At 29.3% G+C, this 18,690-nt stretch carries 21 protein-coding genes; 18 read left to right on the plus strand and 3 right to left on the minus strand.

The features are described 5' to 3' along the window. Genes LNAT_RS08750 through LNAT_RS05805 form a run of 9 tightly spaced genes read left to right on the plus strand, consistent with a single transcriptional unit; the run spans position 1 to position 7,645 of the window. Positions 1-162, plus strand: coding sequence for a hypothetical protein (locus LNAT_RS08750; RefSeq protein WP_172413511.1), 162 nt, complete (start codon positions 1-3; stop codon positions 160-162). Next, positions 137-1,174 (plus strand): lipid-A-disaccharide synthase, encoded by a 1,038-nt coding sequence (gene lpxB, locus LNAT_RS05770; protein ID WP_096259328.1) that lies wholly within the window; start codon positions 137-139, stop codon positions 1,172-1,174. The genes LNAT_RS08750 and lpxB overlap by 26 nt, the downstream gene beginning before the upstream one ends. Positions 1,175-1,200: 26 nt before the next feature. After that, positions 1,201-1,686 carry a transcription elongation factor GreA gene (gene greA, locus LNAT_RS05775; RefSeq protein WP_096259330.1) on the plus strand — a complete coding sequence of 162 codons (486 nt, stop codon included), beginning with the start codon at positions 1,201-1,203 and terminating at the stop codon, positions 1,684-1,686. A 32-nt stretch (positions 1,687-1,718) separates the two neighbouring features. Next, positions 1,719-2,147 carry a dUTP diphosphatase gene (gene dut / locus LNAT_RS05780; protein ID WP_096259332.1) on the plus strand — a complete coding sequence of 143 codons (429 nt, stop codon included), beginning with the start codon at positions 1,719-1,721 and terminating at the stop codon, positions 2,145-2,147. A gap of 34 nt (positions 2,148-2,181) precedes the next feature. Further along, positions 2,182-3,159 carry an N-acetyl-gamma-glutamyl-phosphate reductase gene (argC, locus tag LNAT_RS05785; protein WP_096259334.1) on the plus strand — a complete coding sequence of 326 codons (978 nt, stop codon included), beginning with the start codon at positions 2,182-2,184 and terminating at the stop codon, positions 3,157-3,159. Then, positions 3,149-3,829 carry a metallophosphoesterase gene (locus tag LNAT_RS05790; RefSeq protein WP_238594007.1) on the plus strand — a complete coding sequence of 227 codons (681 nt, stop codon included), beginning with the start codon at positions 3,149-3,151 and terminating at the stop codon, positions 3,827-3,829. The genes argC and LNAT_RS05790 overlap by 11 nt, the downstream gene beginning before the upstream one ends. Continuing rightward, positions 3,819-4,772, plus strand: coding sequence for a chemotaxis protein CheV (locus LNAT_RS05795; protein WP_096259338.1), 954 nt, complete (start codon positions 3,819-3,821; stop codon positions 4,770-4,772). The genes LNAT_RS05790 and LNAT_RS05795 overlap by 11 nt, the downstream gene beginning before the upstream one ends. 2 nt (positions 4,773-4,774) lie before the next feature. Then, positions 4,775-7,117, plus strand: coding sequence for a hybrid sensor histidine kinase/response regulator (locus LNAT_RS05800; protein WP_096259340.1), 2,343 nt, complete (start codon positions 4,775-4,777; stop codon positions 7,115-7,117). A gap of 9 nt (positions 7,118-7,126) precedes the next feature. Further along, positions 7,127-7,645 carry a chemotaxis protein CheW gene (locus tag LNAT_RS05805; protein ID WP_096259342.1) on the plus strand — a complete coding sequence of 173 codons (519 nt, stop codon included), beginning with the start codon at positions 7,127-7,129 and terminating at the stop codon, positions 7,643-7,645. Here LNAT_RS05805 and speA read toward each other — a convergent pair. From speA to LNAT_RS05820, 3 genes are all read right to left on the minus strand, one after another. Next, positions 7,642-9,468, minus strand: a complete 1,827-nt coding sequence (gene speA, locus LNAT_RS05810) for a biosynthetic arginine decarboxylase (RefSeq protein ID WP_096259343.1) — start codon at positions 9,466-9,468, stop codon at positions 7,642-7,644. The two genes, LNAT_RS05805 and speA, sit on opposite strands and share 4 nt — an antisense overlap. A gap of 92 nt (positions 9,469-9,560) precedes the next feature. After that, entirely contained in the window at positions 9,561-10,721 is a 1,161-nt protein-coding gene (hisS, locus tag LNAT_RS05815) for a histidine--tRNA ligase (RefSeq protein ID WP_096259344.1), read from the minus strand. Positions 10,722-10,747: 26 nt separating this feature from the next. Then, positions 10,748-11,554 (minus strand): hypothetical protein, encoded by an 807-nt coding sequence (locus LNAT_RS05820; protein ID WP_096259345.1) that lies wholly within the window; start codon positions 11,552-11,554, stop codon positions 10,748-10,750. Between the two features lie 25 nt (positions 11,555-11,579). On the opposite strand from LNAT_RS05820, the gene LNAT_RS05825 reads away from it, so the two are divergent. From LNAT_RS05825 to LNAT_RS05865, 9 genes are read left to right on the plus strand one after another with little or no spacing between them, the layout of a single operon-like run. Beyond that, positions 11,580-12,377 carry a TIGR00282 family metallophosphoesterase gene (locus tag LNAT_RS05825; RefSeq protein WP_096259346.1) on the plus strand — a complete coding sequence of 266 codons (798 nt, stop codon included), beginning with the start codon at positions 11,580-11,582 and terminating at the stop codon, positions 12,375-12,377. 47 nt (positions 12,378-12,424) lie between these two features. Next, entirely contained in the window at positions 12,425-13,117 is a 693-nt protein-coding gene (locus LNAT_RS05830; RefSeq protein ID WP_096259348.1) for an EcsC family protein, read from the plus strand. Positions 13,118-13,127: 10 nt separating this feature from the next. Then, positions 13,128-13,559: a permease gene (locus LNAT_RS05835; protein ID WP_096259351.1), complete on the plus strand. Its 432-nt coding sequence runs from the start codon at positions 13,128-13,130 to the stop codon at positions 13,557-13,559. Next, positions 13,556-14,041, plus strand: coding sequence for a permease (locus LNAT_RS05840; protein ID WP_096259353.1), 486 nt, complete (start codon positions 13,556-13,558; stop codon positions 14,039-14,041). Before LNAT_RS05835 ends, LNAT_RS05840 begins: the two co-directional genes overlap by 4 nt. Further along, the gene (locus LNAT_RS05845; protein ID WP_096259355.1) at positions 14,041-14,667 is read left to right on the plus strand and encodes a 3-methyladenine DNA glycosylase; all 627 of its coding nucleotides are present in this window, start codon (positions 14,041-14,043) and stop codon (positions 14,665-14,667) included. The genes LNAT_RS05840 and LNAT_RS05845 overlap by 1 nt, the downstream gene beginning before the upstream one ends. After that, positions 14,660-15,223 carry a M48 family metallopeptidase gene (locus LNAT_RS05850; protein ID WP_096259357.1) on the plus strand — a complete coding sequence of 188 codons (564 nt, stop codon included), beginning with the start codon at positions 14,660-14,662 and terminating at the stop codon, positions 15,221-15,223. Before LNAT_RS05845 ends, LNAT_RS05850 begins: the two co-directional genes overlap by 8 nt. A 9-nt stretch (positions 15,224-15,232) precedes the next feature. Continuing rightward, positions 15,233-16,696 (plus strand): DNA recombination protein RmuC, encoded by a 1,464-nt coding sequence (locus tag LNAT_RS05855; RefSeq protein ID WP_096259359.1) that lies wholly within the window; start codon positions 15,233-15,235, stop codon positions 16,694-16,696. Continuing rightward, on the plus strand, positions 16,693-17,184 hold the full coding sequence (locus LNAT_RS05860) for a methyltransferase family protein (protein WP_096259361.1): 492 nt from the start codon (positions 16,693-16,695) through the stop codon (positions 17,182-17,184). The genes LNAT_RS05855 and LNAT_RS05860 overlap by 4 nt, the downstream gene beginning before the upstream one ends. Before the next feature lie 18 nt (positions 17,185-17,202). Then, a complete protein-coding gene (locus LNAT_RS05865; protein ID WP_096259363.1) occupies positions 17,203-18,690 on the plus strand; it encodes an RNA-directed DNA polymerase in 1,488 nt (495 codons plus the stop codon).

Raw genomic sequence — 18,690 nt, forward strand, 5'->3', positions numbered from 1 at the left:
ATGTGTATGCCGAGAATTTTTTGCGGGAAAAAACTCGTTGATGGAAAAGTTGAGAATAAAAAAAATAGAAAAAACCAATGTGATAATAAAAAGTTCAATAAAAAATATATAAACCAGGCAAGTGTGGAATTTGAAAATGAAGATACTTATAAGCGCGATTGAACCGAGTGCAAACCTGCATTTAAAAGAAGTTTTGAATAAATTGAAAATGAATAATGGAAAATGGGAAATTGAGGGAATTTTTGATAAAAATTTAGGAGAGCCCATAATTGACAGTAATGAATTTAATGTAATGGGATTTTTTGATGTGTTGCCTAAAATTAAACTTGCAAAAAACACTATTGAAAAATTAACTGAAATGAGCAAAGATGCAGATAAAATTTTACTTATTGATGCACCTTCTTTTAATTTAAGACTTGCCAGATCAATTAAGAAGCACTGTCCGAATAAAGAAATAATTTATTATATTCTGCCAAAAGTTTGGGCATGGAAAAAAGGAAGAATTAAAGATGTCAATAAATATATAGATAAAAAGGCTTATATTTTTCCTTTTGAAAAAGAGTATTGGAAGGATGGAATATATGTGGGAAATCCCTTACTTGATGAAATAAAAGAATTTAGAGACAGCGAAGAAAAAGGAAATGTGGCTTTTCTGCCGGGCAGCAGGAAGAGTGAAATCAAATCTCTTATGCCAATTTTCAGGGAACTTGCAAAAAAAATAAATAAGAGGAAAATATTGGTTGTTCATCCTGTATATAAGGATAGAATCGAAGAAATTTACGGAGATGTCAGAGATTTTGAAATAGAATTTCATACAAAAGAGGTTTTACTTAAAAGTGATTTTGCCTATATCTGTTCCGGTACCGCAACACTTGAAGCTGCAATTATTGGCATTCCTTTTGTTTTAATGTATAAGGCGAGAGAAATAGAGTATCTGATAGCCAAAATGCTGGTTAAATTAAATTATGTTGGACTTGCGAATATAATATTTGAGAGGGAAAATTTAGGGGAGTTTCATAAGGAATATTTGCAAAAATTTGATATAAATTTACTTTTAAATGATTATAAAAAAGCAACTTTAAGCGAATTTAGAGAAAAATCTAAAAAATTAAGAGAAATTTTGAAATACGGTAGCAGCGAAAATATTGTAAAACTGTTAAATGGGGAAATTTGATATAATTTTTACAAAAAAGGGTGTAGATGAAAGAACCGATGACCAAATATGGATATGAAAAGTTATCAAAGGAACTTGAATACTTAAAAACAGTGGCGAGACCCGAAGTTGCAAAAGAAATTGATGCAGCAAGGGAACTTGGGGATTTAAAAGAAAATGCAGAATATCATGCGGCAAGGGAAAAACAGGCTCATATTGAAAGAAGAATAGCGGAACTTAGCGATATATTAAGCAGAGCCGTAGTGGTAGACCCGACTGAACATGCTCATAACAGGGTGGCATTTGGGAGCACTGTGTATTTGATTGATTTGGACAGTGATGAAGAGATTAAATATACAATCGTTGGAGGACCTGAAGCAAATCCTGAAAAAGGGCTGATTTCTTATAATTCTCCGCTTGCGAAGGCTTTAATCGGAAAAGAAGTCGGAGATGAGGTTGAGGTTAATCTGCCAGGAGGTGAGAAAGTTTATGAAATAGATAAAATCTGTTATGAAGATATATGTTTTACTTAATGAAAAATGGATAATGGAAAATAAGGAATGATATGGTTTTAAAAGTTAAAAAATTAAATAAAGAGGCAATAATTCCGGCTTATCAGAGTGAAGAGGCCGCCGGATTTGATTTGCATTCGATTGAAAATGTGGTTATTAAACCTGGAGAGAGAAAATTAATAGGCACAGGTTTGGCATTTGAGATTGAAAAAGGTTATGAAATACAAATTAGGCCAAGAAGCGGACTTGCATATAAGCACGGAATTACTGTGCTAAATACTCCCGGAACAATTGACAGTGATTACAGGGGAGAAATAAAAGTATTGCTCATAAATTTAGGAAGTGAAAATTTTGAAGTTAAAAAAGGCGAAAGGATTGCTCAGGCTGTAGTTGCACCTGTAGTTCAGGCCAAATTTGCAGAAGTAGAAGAACTCAGTGATACAAAAAGGGGCGGCGGCGGATTTGGAAGCACAGGAAAATAATGGATAATGCAAAATTGGAAATTAAAGGAAATGAATGATTAAAACTGCAATTGTAGGTGCAAGCGGATATACGGGACTTGAACTTATAAAAATTTTATTGAATCACCCTTATTTTGAAATAAAAGGTCTTTTTGGAAGTGAGGGGGGTGAGAGGATTGAAAATATTTATCCTGCCTTGAAAGGTGTATTTGAAGCAGAAATTGAAAAATTAGATACTAATAAGTTAAAGAGTTTTGATTTAGTGTTTTTGGCAGTACCCCATAAAACCGCAATGGCGGTTGTAAAAGAAATATATGGATATACAAAAATAGTTGATTTTTCAGCGGATTACAGGCTTAATCAAAAAAATTATGAAGATTTTTACTGCCCTCATATTAATCCTGAAAATTTGGAAAATTCAGCATACGGACTTCCTGAAATTTTTAGGGATTTTATTAAAAGAGTGAGTTTGGTTGCAAATCCAGGTTGCTATCCTACAGCCACAATATTAGGACTTTATCCGTTTTTGGAATATATCGAAAAAGATGTTTTTGTAGATGCAAAAAGCGGGGTAAGCGGAGCCGGAAAAGGGCTAAAAGCCACAACTCATTTTGTAAAAGACAATGAAAACTTTTTTGCATATAATCCTGTAAAACACCGCCACAGTATTGAAATAGCTGAAAAAACGGGACTTAATGTAACGTTTGTACCACAGCTTTTACCCATTACCAGGGGAATGCAGATAAGTATTTATGCAAAGCTAAAAAAAGATATTGACCCTGTTGAAGTGCTGAAAGAAAAATATAAAAATGAAAAATTTATAAGAATAAAAGAAAATCCTGTAGAAATTAAAAATGTGGCAGGGACTCATTTTTGCGATATTTTTGCAATGAAAAACGGCAATATGCTTTTTATAAACAGTGTAATAGACAATTTACTCAGAGGCGCTTCTTCTCAGGCGGTAGCAAATGCAAATTTACTTTTTAATTTAGATGAAAGCTTGGCTCTTCCAAAAATTGCTTATGTTCCATAAAATGTTAATAAAAGAAGTTGAAGTTAAAAACGGTGCTGTTTTTGTAACAGATGTTCATTATAAAAAAGAAGACGAAAAATTTTTAAATTTATTAAAAAATTTTATAAAAAATCCCCCACCTCAGATTTTCTTTTTAGGTGATATTTTTCATCTTCTTTTGCCTTTTGAATTTTTATACGAATATAATAAAAGTGCGATTGAACTTATTAATGAATTATCCGCAAAAACCGAAATTTATTATATTTATGGTAATCATGATTTTTGCATTGATGAGTTTTTTCCTAAAATTAACTTTGCAGATGCGTTTGTTGATAAAAAGAATTCTATTTATTTATCACACGGAGATTTAGATACTGAAAATCTGTTTTACAGATTGTATTCTTTTTTTATCAGAAATAGATTTACACTTAATTTTTTAAATTTTATTACTTTTAATTTTATTAATAATTATCTTTTTAAAAAACTGTTAAATAAAAAAATCAAATGTAATTATCATATTTCAAACATACAGATAAATAAACCGTTTAAACATGTAATTATCGGACATTATCACAATTTTAAAATAATTAATAATGTTTTAATACTTTCTTCTTTTTATTGCAGTAAAAATTATTATATAATACAAATAGATAAAAAAATTAATTTTAAGGAAATAAATTATGGCCGATGATAAAACGCTAAAAGTTGGGTCTAATGAACTAGAGCTTGTTGATTTTAGATTATTTAAAAAAGAACCAGATGGAAGTATATATGAAGGTATTTATGGTATTAACGTGGCAAAGGTAAGGGAAATTATTAAAATGCCTGAACTTACAGAACTTCCAGGAAGTGAGGATTTTGTAGAGGGAATATTTGATTTAAGGGGGGTTGTTGTTCCGGTTATAGATTTGGCTAAATGGATGAAAATTCAGGTTCCAAGTGAAGACGAAGCCCCTATTAAAAAAAGAGTTATTATTGCTGAATTTAACAATATGCTTATAGGATTTATCGTACACGATGCAAAGAGAATCAGAAGAATCTCATGGGCAGATATTGAACCGGCTAGTTTTGGTGTAGGACAGGGCAAGCTTGACAGAAGTAAAATAACAGGTATTACAAAACTTGAAAACGGTGAAATAATGCTGATTTTAGATTTAGAAAGTATAGTTGAAGAAATGGGACTTTTTGAGTCTAATCTTGATATTGAAGAAAATGAAATAGAAAAATTTTCAGGACTAGTTTTATTGGTGGATGATTCAGCAACTGCCAGAAAAATAGAAAAAGACGCTTTAGAAAAAATGGGATTTGAGGTGATTGAAGCTAAAAACGGAGAAGAGGGGCTTCAAAAACTTGAAGAACTGTATTCAATATATGGAAATAATTTAAATGATAAATTAAAGCTTATCCTAAGCGATGTTGAAATGCCAAAAATGGATGGGTATCATATGGCTGCCAAAATTCATAATGACCCGAGATTTAAAGATATTCCTTTAATTTTCTCTTCTTCTATTTCAGATGCTTTTTCAGATGAAAGAGGCAAAGAGGTTGGAGCGGAAGGGTATCTTGTGAAATTTAACCCGCAAAAATTTTATCAGGCTATAGCTGAAGTAATTAAAAAATCAAATAAGGAATAAAAATGGATGAAATTCAAGAATTATTAGAGGATTTTTTAGTTGAAGCATTTGAAATGATTGAGGAGATGGACCAGGATTTGATCGAACTTGAAAATAACCCCGATGATTTGGATCTTTTAAATAAAATATTCAGGGTTGCACATACTATTAAAGGTAGCAGCGGATTTTTAAATTTTGAAAAATTAGCCCATCTCACTCATCATATGGAAGCGGTTCTTGATAAAGCCAGAAAAGGTGAGCTTAAAATCACACCTGAGATTATGGATGTAATTTTGGAATCAGTGGATTTAATGAAAGCAATTTTAGAATATATTAGGGACAACGGAGATGACAGTTCTCCGGATGTAAACATAGATGATATTGTAAAAAAACTTGATGCAATAGCCAACGGTGAAATTCCGGGTGATGAAAAAGGGAATAAAGAGGAAAAATCAGAAGAAAAAGAAGGAAATGTTGTTGGAAGAATAAATTTAGATGAAATAACACTTGAAAATGCCGATGAACTTGATTTGGATTCATTAACACCTGAGGAACTTGATGCAGTGCTTGAACATTTAGTAAAACTCAGAAATGAAGGTGAAAAAAAAGAAGAAACTGCAAAGAAAGAAAATAAAGAAGAATCTAAAGAAGAAAAACAGATACCTGAAAAATCACAGGAAAGCACACCTGTTAAAAAGCAGGAAACCAAACCTGCAGCAGCTAAAAAAACTGAAATTAGAAAAATCAGTGCAGCGGAGCAGACTATCAGGGTTGATGTCAAAAGACTTGATCAGCTTATGAATTTAATCGGAGAACTTGTTCTTGCAAAAAACAGACTTATAAAAATATATAATGATGTGGAAGAAAGATATGAGGGTGAAAAATTTTTAGAAGAACTTAATCAGGTTGTTTCAAGTATTTCAATTGTAACAACTGATTTACAGATTGCCGTAATGAAGACAAGAATGCTTCCTATTGGGAAAGTGTTTAATAAATTTCCAAGACTTGTTAGAGATTTATCACGTGAACTTGGTAAAAAAGTTAAACTTATAATTGAAGGTGAGGATACTGAACTTGACAAATCAATAATCGAGGAAATAGGCGATCCGTTAGTTCATATGATTAGAAATTCAATAGACCACGGGATTGAACCTCCTGATGTAAGAAAAGCTAAAGGAAAACCGGAAGAAGGTACTGTATGGCTTAGGGCTTATAATGAAGGTAATATGATTGTAATTGAAATAAAAGATGACGGTGCCGGAATGGATCCGGAAAAATTAAAACAAAAAGCAATAGAAAAAGGGATTATTACCCCTGCAGAAGCTGAAAACATGAGTGATAAAGAAGCGTTTATGCTGATTTTCAAACCAGGGTTTTCAACCGCTGATAAAGTAACTTCCGTTTCAGGCCGTGGCGTCGGAATGGATGTTGTTAAAACCAATATTGAAAAATTAAACGGTATAATTGAGGTTGATTCTGTACCCGGACAGGGGACTACTTTTAAATTAAAAATTCCTTTAACGCTTGCAATTATTCAGGCACTTCTTGTGGCGAGTCAGGAAGAACTTTTTGCTGTGCCTCTTTCAAATGTAATTGAAACCGTCAGAATTGTGGAAGAAGATATTTACACAATTGAAGGTAAAAGTGTATTGAAACTCAGAGATGAAATTTTACCGCTTGTTAATATGGCGGACGTATTTAAAATAGAAAAGGTTTTAGAACCGGATAAATATCTCTATGTTGTTATTTTAGGATTAGGTGCTACCAAAATTGGTTTAATAGTTGACAGTTTTATAGGTCAGGAAGAGATTGTTATTAAATCTCTTGGAGAATTTTTGAAAGGAATTCCCGGTATTGCAGGCGCTACAATCAGAGGAGACGGTAGAGTGACATTAATTGTGGATGTTGCAAGTTTAATGAAATTGGCAAAAGAAACTCATAATAAAGTAAATGCTATTGAATCAGTCCAAGAAAACAAAAAGAAAAAAGAAAAACCAGAAGATTATGTGGTACTTATAGTAGATGATTCAAATATGGACAGGAAGATTATGAGACAGGCGCTTGAACCGTTAGGTGTTCAGGTTATTGAAGCAAAAGACGGAGTAGAAGCTTTAGAAATGCTTAAAAAGAATGCTGTAGATGCAATGCTTATAGATATTGAGATGCCTAGAATGGACGGGTATACACTGGCTCAGGAAATTAGAAAATATAATAAATACAGAAAACTTCCGTTAATTGCTGTTACAAGCAGAACCACAAAAGCGGATAGAGTCAGAGGGGTTGAAGTAGGTATGAATGAATATATAACTAAACCGTATACCCCTGAATATTTACAAAACGTAGTCAAAAGAAATTTAGGGTTATAAGGATAAAAAATGGGTAAATTAAATGAAGTTTTAAAACAGCAAAAAGAACTGCTAAATAAAGATGAGGAAGATAATATTATAGATGATTATGTACAGGTTGTAGGATTTATTGTAGGAGATGAGGAATTTGCAGTACCTATATTGTCTATTCAGGAAATTATTAAACCTATTGAATGGACAAGGGTACCTTTTACTCCTCCGTATGTTTTAGGAGTTTTTAATTTAAGGGGGAATGTATTGCCATTGATTGATTTAAGAATTAAATTCAATACTGCAACCGAACCGGAAATTGACCCTGACACTACAAGATTTATTGTAATGAAAATAAAAGAAGAAAATGTAGCATTCATTATTGATAAATTGACTTCAGCCCTTAGAATACCTAAAAAAAACATAACTCCTCCGCCAAGTACTTATGAAAACGAAGATGATATGATTGAAGGTATTGGAAGAATGGATGACGGTAGAATTATTACAATCTTAAAAGTCGATAATTTAATAAAAAGAGAAGAAATAGTAGGAAATTAATCTTTTAGATAAACCATATCATTCAATAAAAGAAAAAGTTCCCCAAGTAATTCTTTTTTTTCTTCTTCATCTAATTTAGTGTTTTGAAGATTTTCTTTTAAAAGATTTTCTATTTCATCTATTTCATAATCCAAATCTATTAAAATATCCCTTATTTTTTGAGTTCTTTCTAAAAATTCTATTTTATAGTCACCATTTTCATCAAATGTAATGATTGCTTCATTTGTATAACTGAAAAGATTGTGTTTCATGCCCAGAATTTCCTGATAAGCCCCTACCAAAAAGAAAGCCAGATAATAACTTTCTTTGCTTAAATCTACTTCATGAAGGTATAAAGGTGTTTCTTTATTAAATGGAATTTCGCCGTCACTATCACATGTTATATCCCAAATAGTCGCACTTCTGTTTGGAGACATGTTTAATTTGGTAATTGGCATTATTGGAAAACGTTGTTTTAATCCCCAAAAATCAGGAAGACTTTGAAAAATGGAAAAATTTGCCAAATATTTTTCCTGGGTTTTTTCATTTATTGCTTTTAGTTCTTTATTTTTAAATCCTTTATATGTTGCAAAAATAATAGCTTTTTTTATTATTAAATTAACTAAAATTTCCGCATTGCTTCTGTCTATCAAATCAATCATACCAAGATCAAATAGAGTTAGCAAACTTTCAAAATGATCAAGTGCATCATGAAAATATTCTATATAATTTGTTTCATTTATTAAATTATATAAATCGAAAAGCTCTTCTATTAAATCCGGATTTTTTTCTTTAAGACGTAGAGCTTTTGCATTATATTCCTGAGAAAACAGTTCAATTACAGGTGCTATTAAAATAGTTGACGGTGATGCTATAAAACGCCCGCTTTCTGTAAAAATATCCGGCATTGGGACATTTTTTTTAATGGCAATTTCTTTTAACAGATATACAACATCATTACTGAATTCCCTGATTGAATAGTTTCTGTCCCTTTTATTTTCCCATTGTGAATATTCTATTGCAAGTCCGCCTCCGATATTAATCGCACTTAAATTTTTAGCACCGAGTTTTCTAAGGTCTGCGTATATATTCCCGGCTTCTCTTATAGCTTTTTTAAGAGGTCCTATATCATTTATCTGGCTTCCTATATGAAAATGAATCATTTTTAATTTATCGAGTATATTTTCTTTTTTTAATATTTCAATAGCTTCTATAATTTCCGTAGAGTTAAGACCAAATTTTGATTCATATCCGCCTGATTTTGCCCAAACTCCCACGCCGCTGGTATGAAGTCTTATTCTGATTCCTATGAATACCGGGAATTTGTCATATTCACGGCTGACTTCTATAATTGAATTTAGTTCATTTAATCCTTCAATGGTTATGGTTACATTATATCCCATAAACCCTGCAATAAATGCAAGGCGTATCATATCTTTGTCTTTAAATCCGTTTATTGTAATAGGGGCATTTTTATTGTTATAAGTCATAGCTAAAATAAGCTCTGCTTTACTTCCCGCTTCAAGACCGTAATTGAAATTTTTGGCTATTTTTATTAAAGGTTTTACAAAGGTTGGAAACTGATTGACTTTTAATGGAAATACCGCTTTAAATTCTCCTTTGTAATCAAATTCTTTTATTGCCTGTTTGAAATTGGAATAAAGTGAATTTATCTGTTTTCTTATTAAATGAGGGAAACGAAGAAGTAAAGGGCCTTTTATGCCCTGATCCTCAAGATCTTTTATTATATCTATAAGGGCGGGTTGGTTGGCGTAGTTTATTCTTAATCTGTCGTTATCTATAAAAAAGTTGTTTTCTCCCCAGATATTTATTCCATAATCCATAATATTCCTTTAATGTAGAATGTATAATGGAGAATGGATAATAAATTAAAGCTTTTTAATTTTCCATTTTCCATTTTTAATTATCCATTGTTTTAAAGGTTCTTTTCAAAAAATCTTCCCTCTTTTAATTCATCTTCACCTACAATCAATGCTTTTTTAAAATTTCCTTTATCAGCAGCTTTTAAATGTGCTTTGAGGGATTTTATTTTTGGTTCTACATAAACTTTTTGGGTTCTTATTTCATTCGCTTTTTTTAATATAAACGGAATCGCTTCTTCAACCAGTGCCCCCATATAAATACCCTCTCTTTCATTTTCAACTTTTACTAAATCAATAATTCTTTCAATTCCAATTGCAAATCCGACTCCGGGTGTTGGTTTTCCTCCAAGCATTTCTACAAGTCTGTCATATCTTCCGCCTCCGCATATTGCGCTTTGTGCTCCTATTTCATTGCTTATAAATTCAAAAGTTGTTTTTGTATAATAATCAAGTCCCCTTACTAAGTGTTTATCTATTTCAAAAGGAATATTTAATGCTTTTAATCCCTCCTGTAGTTTTTCAAAATCTTTTTGACAAGTTTGGCATAAATTATCTGTAATTTTAGGGGCATCTTTTAAAATTGCCTGGCAGTTTTGATTTTTACAGTCAAGTGTTCTTATAGGGTTTTGGGTAATTCTTCTTTGACAGTCTTCACATAATGCTTCTTTATTTTTTTCAAGAAATGTTACTAATTTTTCTTTATATTCTGGCATACATTTTTCACACCCAAGAGAATTTATTTTTAGGGTATAGTCAATATTTAATTTTTTAAAAATATCGCTTGCAATAGCTATAATCAAAACATCTTCCCATACACTTTCTTCCCCGAAACTCTCAATTCCAAACTGGTGAAATTCTCTAAGTCTTCCTTTTTGGGGTCTTTCATACCTGAACATTGGGCCAAAATACCAAAATCTTTTTGGAGTCCCTTGTCTATCAAATTTATGTTCTATAAAACTTCTGACAACTCCAGCAGTTCCTTCGGGTCTTAAGCATACATCATTTCCGCCTTTGTCGATAAATTCATACATTTCTTTATTTACAATATCACTGCTCTCGCCCACACTTCTTTTAAATAGTCTTGTTTCTTCCAAAATAGGGGTTTCAATATAATTGTATCCGTAATTTTCAGCTACTTTTCTTGCGATGTCGTAAATTTTTAAAAATCTTTTATCTTCGATAATATCTTTCATACCTCTTAAAGCTTTAATCATTTATAGCCTTTTTATTGAAATTTTATCTAAAATTTTATATTTATAGAGGAAGATATGGCAGGTTTTATTTTATAGTTGTAGTCTTTGGATATTAAAATGTAAGGAGTGACTTCTAAAAAGATATATTTTCTGTTAAATAAAGCGTGTCTAAAATTAAAATAAATTTTATGATAATAGATAAAAGGCTTATCACCTGTATTTCCTCCCAGTGTATATCCAAAAGAACGGATAAATTTTTTAAATAAATTAGAAATAGAAAAATTAAGTGAATAATATTTTATGGGTAGGTTTTTTTTATTTATAGAAATATTTAGATTAATTCCGAATGTATGTTTTAAATGTTTAAAAAATGCAAAATTAATAGATTCATTGTAATAATTGTCAAATGGATAAAAATTTAAATTGTTAGAAATTCCAAATTCATTATTTAAATAAGTTTTTTTGTATTCAATTATATTTTGTAAAAAGAAAATTCTGTTTTTTTTAAGTCTAATAAACGGTCTTAATTTAAATGTAAAATATGAGTTTTCAATTGTTTGTTTGTTATTTATTTTTTTAGGTTTGCTTTTAATTTTTTTTACAAAAAGTTCGGGTAATTTAATATTTATATTAACGGATGCTGATGGATTTTTTTGAAATAATGTATCTTCATACAGTTTTATATTTATAAATGAAGTTTCTGTGGATATTTTTAAAAAATTTGGAATAAAATAATTTACTTTGTCAATAAAAGATTTTTTGTAACCAACTATCATTCTGTGGGTTGAATTGGTATCATCAATACTTCCGGCAAATAAATTGATTATAATTACAAATAATATAAATTTTTTCATAAGCAAATTATATCAAAGGAATTTAATGAATATACTTTTTATAGGTGATATTGTAGGAAAACCCGGTAGGAAAATGGTAAAAAAATATCTGCCTGTTTTAAAAAAAAAGGAAAATATAGATTATGTAATAGCAAATTATGAGAATATTGCCCATGGTTTTGGTATAACTGTTAAAACATATGAAGAAATGAAAAATGCAGGGGTGGATATTTTTACCGGTGGAAATCACACATTTGATAAGAAAAAAGATGCAATAGCGCTTCTTAGTGAAGAAAAAATTTTAAGGCCTCTTAATTATTTTGAAGCCCCGGGCAGATGGTATTATGAAGATGAAAATATAATTGTAATCAGTGCAATGGGAAATTTTACAATGCCTTATGGAAAAAATCCTTTTATTGAAATTAAAAATTTTGTTGAAGAAAAAAGTAATAAATTTATATTTATAGATTTTCATGCTGAAGCCACAGCTGAGAAAAGAACACTTTTTCATTTACTAAAAGGAAAAGCGGGGGCAATTATAGGGACTCATACTCATATAGGTACTGATGATTTGGAAATAGATGAGGGAACATGTTATCTTACAGATATCGGACTTACAGGTTGCAGGGACAATGTAATCGGAATTGATGAAAATGCACCTATTATGAATTCACTTACAGGACTTAAACATAATTTTGACGTGCCAAAAAAATGTAAGACTGTTTTTCAGGCTATAGTTATTAAAACAGATGGTATAAAATCAATTGAAGCTAAAAAATATAAAGCTTTTGATGACTCGGAATTAGAAATTACTCAAAATGCAACATTTAATAATGAAATTTGAAAAAGATATTAACAATATCATTAATAAAATTTATTTAAAAGCAATAAATGGTTTTTTTGTTTTTTAAAAGCAGTCATGAGCTTGCTAAAAAATATAATATAAATACATTAGACAGATTAATCAGAAACGAATCTTTAAAAGCTGGAGTATGGGGATTTATTACCGGCTTTGGGGGAATTGTTTTACTTCCTGTTACTCTTCCTTTAAATATTATTGCTGTTTTGTTTATACAGCTTAGAATGATAAGTGCCATTGCTATAATCGGAAAATATGATTTAAATAATGAACATGTGGTAATATTGGTAAAGAGTTGCATACTTGGAGATACAATAAAAGAAATTTTGAAAAAATTTACGATAAAAGAAAGCGAAGTTATAGCAAAAGAAGTTTTGGAAAAACTTACAATTGTAATGATTTCAAAAATTAGTTCTAAGATGGAGTTTCGGTTAGCAGAAGATGTTACTAAAAAAATTACGTTTAGTGTAAGTAGATTTATTCCTTTTATTTCAGGTATTATAGGATTTATAATTGATAGTTTGGCTACCTTTTCTGTCGGATATGTTGCTAAGGAAATTTTTATTTTAAAAGATATAGATGAAAATGAAAAAATAAGACATAAAAATAAATTTATACAATTGATTATAATATTAAGTATAAATGCTGCTGTAGTAATTATGGCGATAATTATATATCTTTTTGCAAAAGGAAAATATTTTATGATTGAATTTTTTATAAAATAGAGGAAATCAAATGAAAGAAAAAATAAAAAATTCTTTAAAAAATTCATTTGTAAACTTATGTAGAATTATTCCTATGATTTTGGCAGTTGTCGGTCTTGTGGGGCTTTTTAAAGCATATATAACTCCACAAATATTGCAAAAGTTTTTTAACGGTAATGTAATTCACGATGTATTGATGGGAGTAATTGCAGGGGGTGTGTCTGTTGGTCAGCCTTTTTTAAGTTATATTATAGGGGGCGAGCTTTTAAAAGAGGGAGTCAGTTTATATGCAGTTACAGCTTTTATTCTTTCTTTTGTAACTCTTGGAGTTGTACAGCTTCCTCTTCAAATAGAAATTTTCGGCAAAAGATTTACAATTCTTTTTAATGTGTTGAGTTTTATTTTTACTATTATTGTGTCTATTGTTACAGTCTGGACATTGAAAATTTTGGGGCTTGTATGAAAAGCGGAATTATAATGTTAATACTTGTAATTTTAATTTATATAGGTTTATATTTATCAGGTTCGGATACTGTATTTTTGGCATTGAATTATAGTTTTAAATCTTTAAAAAAATTATCTTTTGTTTTTATAATGGTATTTGTTATGATGTTTTTGATTGATATGTTTGTAAATGATAAAAAAATAGCTAAATATTTTGATAGTGCAAAAGGAATTAAAGCATATTTAATTGCAATGATTGCAGGTGTTTTATCTCACGGTTCTTCTTATGTATGGTATCCAATTTTGCAGTCTCTTAGAGAAAAAGGAGTGAAAGATAGTTTGATTATTACATTTTTGTATGCAAGAAGTATAAAAATCCCTTGGATTCCTATGATGATTGCATATTTTGGCACCGGTTTTACTGTGGGCTTAATAATTTATATTATGGTAGCTTCACTAATTCAGGGACTGATTGTGAGAAAATTTTTTGAAGGAGAGTAATGGAATTTAGTAATTCTTGTGAATTGTTGTTAGAACTTAGAAAAAAGGATTTATTAAAAAATAGGCCAAAATATTGGTGGCCAAATGTTGGAACTTTTGAAGTAGTAATGGGAGCAATTCTTACGCAAAATACTAAATGGGACAATGTAGAAAAAGCACTGAATAACTGGAAAAGTGAAAATAAAGAGTGGAGGTTAGAGGAGGTTGCTACATTTGAGCCATCTTTTTTAGCTGAAATAATAAAACCAGCCGGGTTTTATAATCAAAAGGCAAAAAGACTTATTGCACTTTCCCGTAATATTTTAAGGGATTTTGGAGATTTTGAAAACTTTAAAGAAAATGTTAGCCGTGAGTGGCTTTTAGCTCAAAAAGGAATAGGATTTGAAACGGCTGACAGTATTTTGTGTTATGCATGTTTTAGAGATACTATGGTAATGGATGCATATACAAAAAGGCTTCTTAAGAAGAAGGGGTATGAATTTGAAAGTTATGATGATATGAAAGATTGGTTTGAGCGGGGAGTGGAGGAAAACTGGGACAGGGTGGCTGAATTTTATGAAAATGATTTAAATTTGTGTTATGCAAGATTTCACGGGAAAATAGTGGAGTTTATGAAACATGGATAAGATATTTTTTAATGGAATTGAAATAAAATACAAAATAATTAAAAAGCCAATAAAACATATTTATCTAAGAATTTATGATTCTCATGTAGAGGTTAGTGCAAATAGGTTTGTATCAAATGATTATATAAAAAAGTTTATTTTAAAGCATATTGACCATATAATTGAAAGACAAAAGAGCGTAAATTATTACTATCTTTTCGGAAAAAAATATATAAAAAACGGAATTGACGAAAAAGATATTTATAAAAATAAACTCCCCGAGGTTATTTTGCCGATACTTTATAAGTATTCAAATAAAATGAATCTGCATCCCAGTAAAATATCTTTTAGATTCAATAAAACAAGATGGGGAAGCTGCAGTTACAAAAATTCTATCAGTTTTAATTACTATCTTGCAAAACTGCCGGTTGAGTTGATTGAATATGTTGTGGTGCATGAACTAGCCCACATTAAACATAAAAATCACGGTAAGGATTTTTGGGCTTTGGTGGAAGAGTATTTGCCGGATGTAAGAGAAAGACGCAAAAATTTAAGAAAATTTGAAAAAGTTATTTAAGGAGAAAAAATGAAAGAAATTTATTTGGTTGTAATTTTGGCAGTTTTATTGGCTGTAGTTATTGCGGGGTTTATGTATTATTTAATGAAGAAAACAAAATTAGAGAGTGAAAAATTAAAATCAGAATTTGAAGAATTAAATAAAATTTACGAAGAAACTAAAAATAAGTTTCAGTATCATATGGCTCAGGAAGCTGTTATGCAAAAAGAAATTGAAAATTTGAATGAAAAAATTACAGATTATGAAGAATTAAAAAAAGAATATGAAAATCTGAATAATGAAAAAAATAATATTTTAAATGAAAATTCAGCATTAAAAGAGAAACTTTCATTTTTAGAAAAAATTGAAGAAAAATATCAAAATTTATTAGAAGAAAATCAAAAAGACAAAGCTTTGATAAAAGAACTTCAGACAAAGATTGAAGAAGAACAAAAATCTTTTGAAGAAAAACTCTCTATTATTAAAAAAAGTGAGGAAGAGCTAAAAACAGCATTTGAAAATGTAGCAAATAAAATTTTAGAAGAAAATGCCAAAAAACTATCAAATGAAGGAATTAAAAATTTTGAAAATATTTTAATGCCTCTTAATAATAACCTTAATGAATTTAAACAAAAAGTGGATAAATTGTATGAAAGTGAGATTAAAAATATCTCTTCTCTTTTTAACGAACTTAAAAATTTAAAAGAGTTAAATCAGCAACTAAGCCAAGAAGCAAATAATCTTACAAAAGCCCTAAAAGGTGATGTTAAAAAAGTAGGAAACTGGGGGGAAGTGGTGCTTGAGAGGATTCTTGAAATGAGTGGGCTAAGAGAGGGAGAAGAATTTAAAAGAGAAGTTGTTTTTAAGGGAGAAAAAACATACAGGCCAGATGTGGTTGTATATATGCCAAATGATAGGATTGTAATAATTGATTCAAAAGTTTCTCTCAATGCTTATGATGAATATGTTTCAGGCAATGAAGATGCCCTTAAAAATCATCTTTTATCAATTAAAAGCCATATTGATAAACTGGCAGAGAAAAAATATGAGGCATTGGTCCATAATTCCCTTGATTTTGTTTTAATGTTCGTACCGATTGAAGGTGCTTTGATGCTGGCGCTTGAAAGTGACCCGGGACTTTTTGAATATGCATTTAAAAAAAGAATTATTCTAACTTCCCCAACTACACTTTTAGCAACTTTAAGAAGTATAGAAGTTTCATGGAGATATGAAAAACAGGCAAAAAATATTGCTGAAATTGTAAAAATGGCTGAAAACCTTTATGATAAAGTCAGGGGATTTGTGGATGATTTTGAAAAAGTAGGCGATAATCTTGCTAAAGCTCAAAAATCATACGAAGGGGCTAAGAATAAATTAATTACAGGCAGAGGGAATGTTATTTCTCAAATCAGCAAACTAAAAGATAAATCAGGCATAAAACCTAAAAAAGAACTTCCAAACGAACTTGTGGAAATTGCAAAGGCTGAAGAATGAAAAAAAGATTTGCTTATTGGATAGCTTTGTTTTTAGTTGATATTTTGGTAGCTATTTTTGCACCAAGACTTACTAATCAAAATATTTTTTTAGAAATTTTGGGTGTTTTATTTATAGTTTATGCAATAGTTTTAAATTCCATTGCAGGAAGAACACTTAAACTTTATGGACATAGAGAAAAAAAAGATAAATTCTCACCTCCCGATAAATTTGTAAATATCGGTATTTTTAGCTGTATGAGACATCCTGGGCAGTTTGGGAATATGTTTTTCCTTGTAGGAATTGCTTTTTTAAGTTCAAAAATAATTGCCATTTTATTTTCAGGCTGGCTGGTGTTTTTAGGGGCTATGTTTATTTTATTTGTTGAAGAGAGCGAAGCTATTAAAAAATTTGGAAATGATTATTGCAAATATATAACCACTACACCTCCATTTAAATTTTCCTTTAAATGTTTAAGAGAGGGGATTGAGGCTATAAAGGATAAATAATTTTTTAAAAGGAAAAGAATGAAAAATATATTAGAATTATCAGCTAATGAAGTTAAAGAATTTTTTTTAAAATCCGAATCTTATTTTAATGTGGATTTACCTCCATATTTTAATTTTAATAATTTATTAAGTAAAATTAATGATGTCTTGTCTAATTCTAATTTATCTGATTTTTTTAAAGAAAAACCTTGGAATTATGATGATATAAATTATCATTTATTCAGTAATAAAGATGGAAAATATTCTTGGAGACCCTTTCAAATTGTTAATCCAGCTATATATGTAGAGATGGTAAATATAATAGCAGACAATGATAATTGGGAATATATTAAAAGTAAATTTCAAGATTTTCAAAGTCCAATAAATATAAAATGTATGAGTATACCTGTACAAAGTACATCCAAGAAAAAAGATAAAGCCGTACAGATATTAGCATGGTGGAAAAAAATTGAACAAGAATCTTTGAAATCAGCTTTAAAATATAACTATGTAATTCATACTGATATTACTAATTGTTATGGCAATATATATACTCATACTATTTCATGGGCATTACATGGAAAAGAAATAGCAAAAATTGAGCGTGGAAATAAAAATTTATTGGGGAATAAGTTAGATAAAAATTTTCAAAATATGAATTATGGGCAAACTAATGGTATTCCTCAAGGAAATATTTTATCGGATTTTATAGCAGAAATAATTTTGGGATATACTGATTTAAAATTGTATGAAGCTATAGAAAAAAATAATATTAAAGATTATGAAATTTTGCGATACAGAGATGATTATAGAATTTTCACAAAGGAATTAAGTACAGGAGAAAAAATTTTAAAATTATTATCAGAGATACTTCTTGAATTTAATTTTAAATTAAATGATAAAAAAACTTTTGTTGAAAATGATTTAATTCTTTCATCTTTAAAAAAAGATAAATTACAATTTATTGAATTAAATATATTTTCATTATCAATTCAGGATGAGTTATTAATGTTATATAAATTTTCTATAGATTATCCGAATAGTGGTACTTTAGCAAAATGGTTAGAGATGATATATGAAAAATTAGTTAATGATGAATATAATCTAAAAAAATCAGATAAGATTGTATTAATTTCAATTTTAGTAGAAATTATGTATAAAAATCCTAAAGTTATTTCTGCTTGTATTGCTATTATAAGTATTTTTGTTAAAGATTTATCTGAGAATAAACAAAAAGAAATTTTTGAAAATATTATAAATAAATTTTCTACTATTCCTAATATAGGTTTATTAGAAATTTGGTTACAAAGATTAATTGTTCCCTTTGGAGTTAATGATTTATACAATAAATTTAATGATAAATTATGTAAAAAAGTAGAAAATCCAGAATATGATATTTGGAATATAGAATGGTTATCTGGAAAGTTAAAAAATATAATAAAAACAATTGATATTATTGAAAGAAATAAATTAAGTAATTTAAAGAAAGTTATTGAAGAAAAAGAATTTAATATGTTTTTTTATTAA

Origin of the sequence: Lebetimonas natsushimae (assembly GCF_002335445.1) — a bacterium.
Taxonomy (GTDB): Bacteria; Campylobacterota; Campylobacteria; order Campylobacterales; family Nautiliaceae; genus Lebetimonas; species Lebetimonas natsushimae.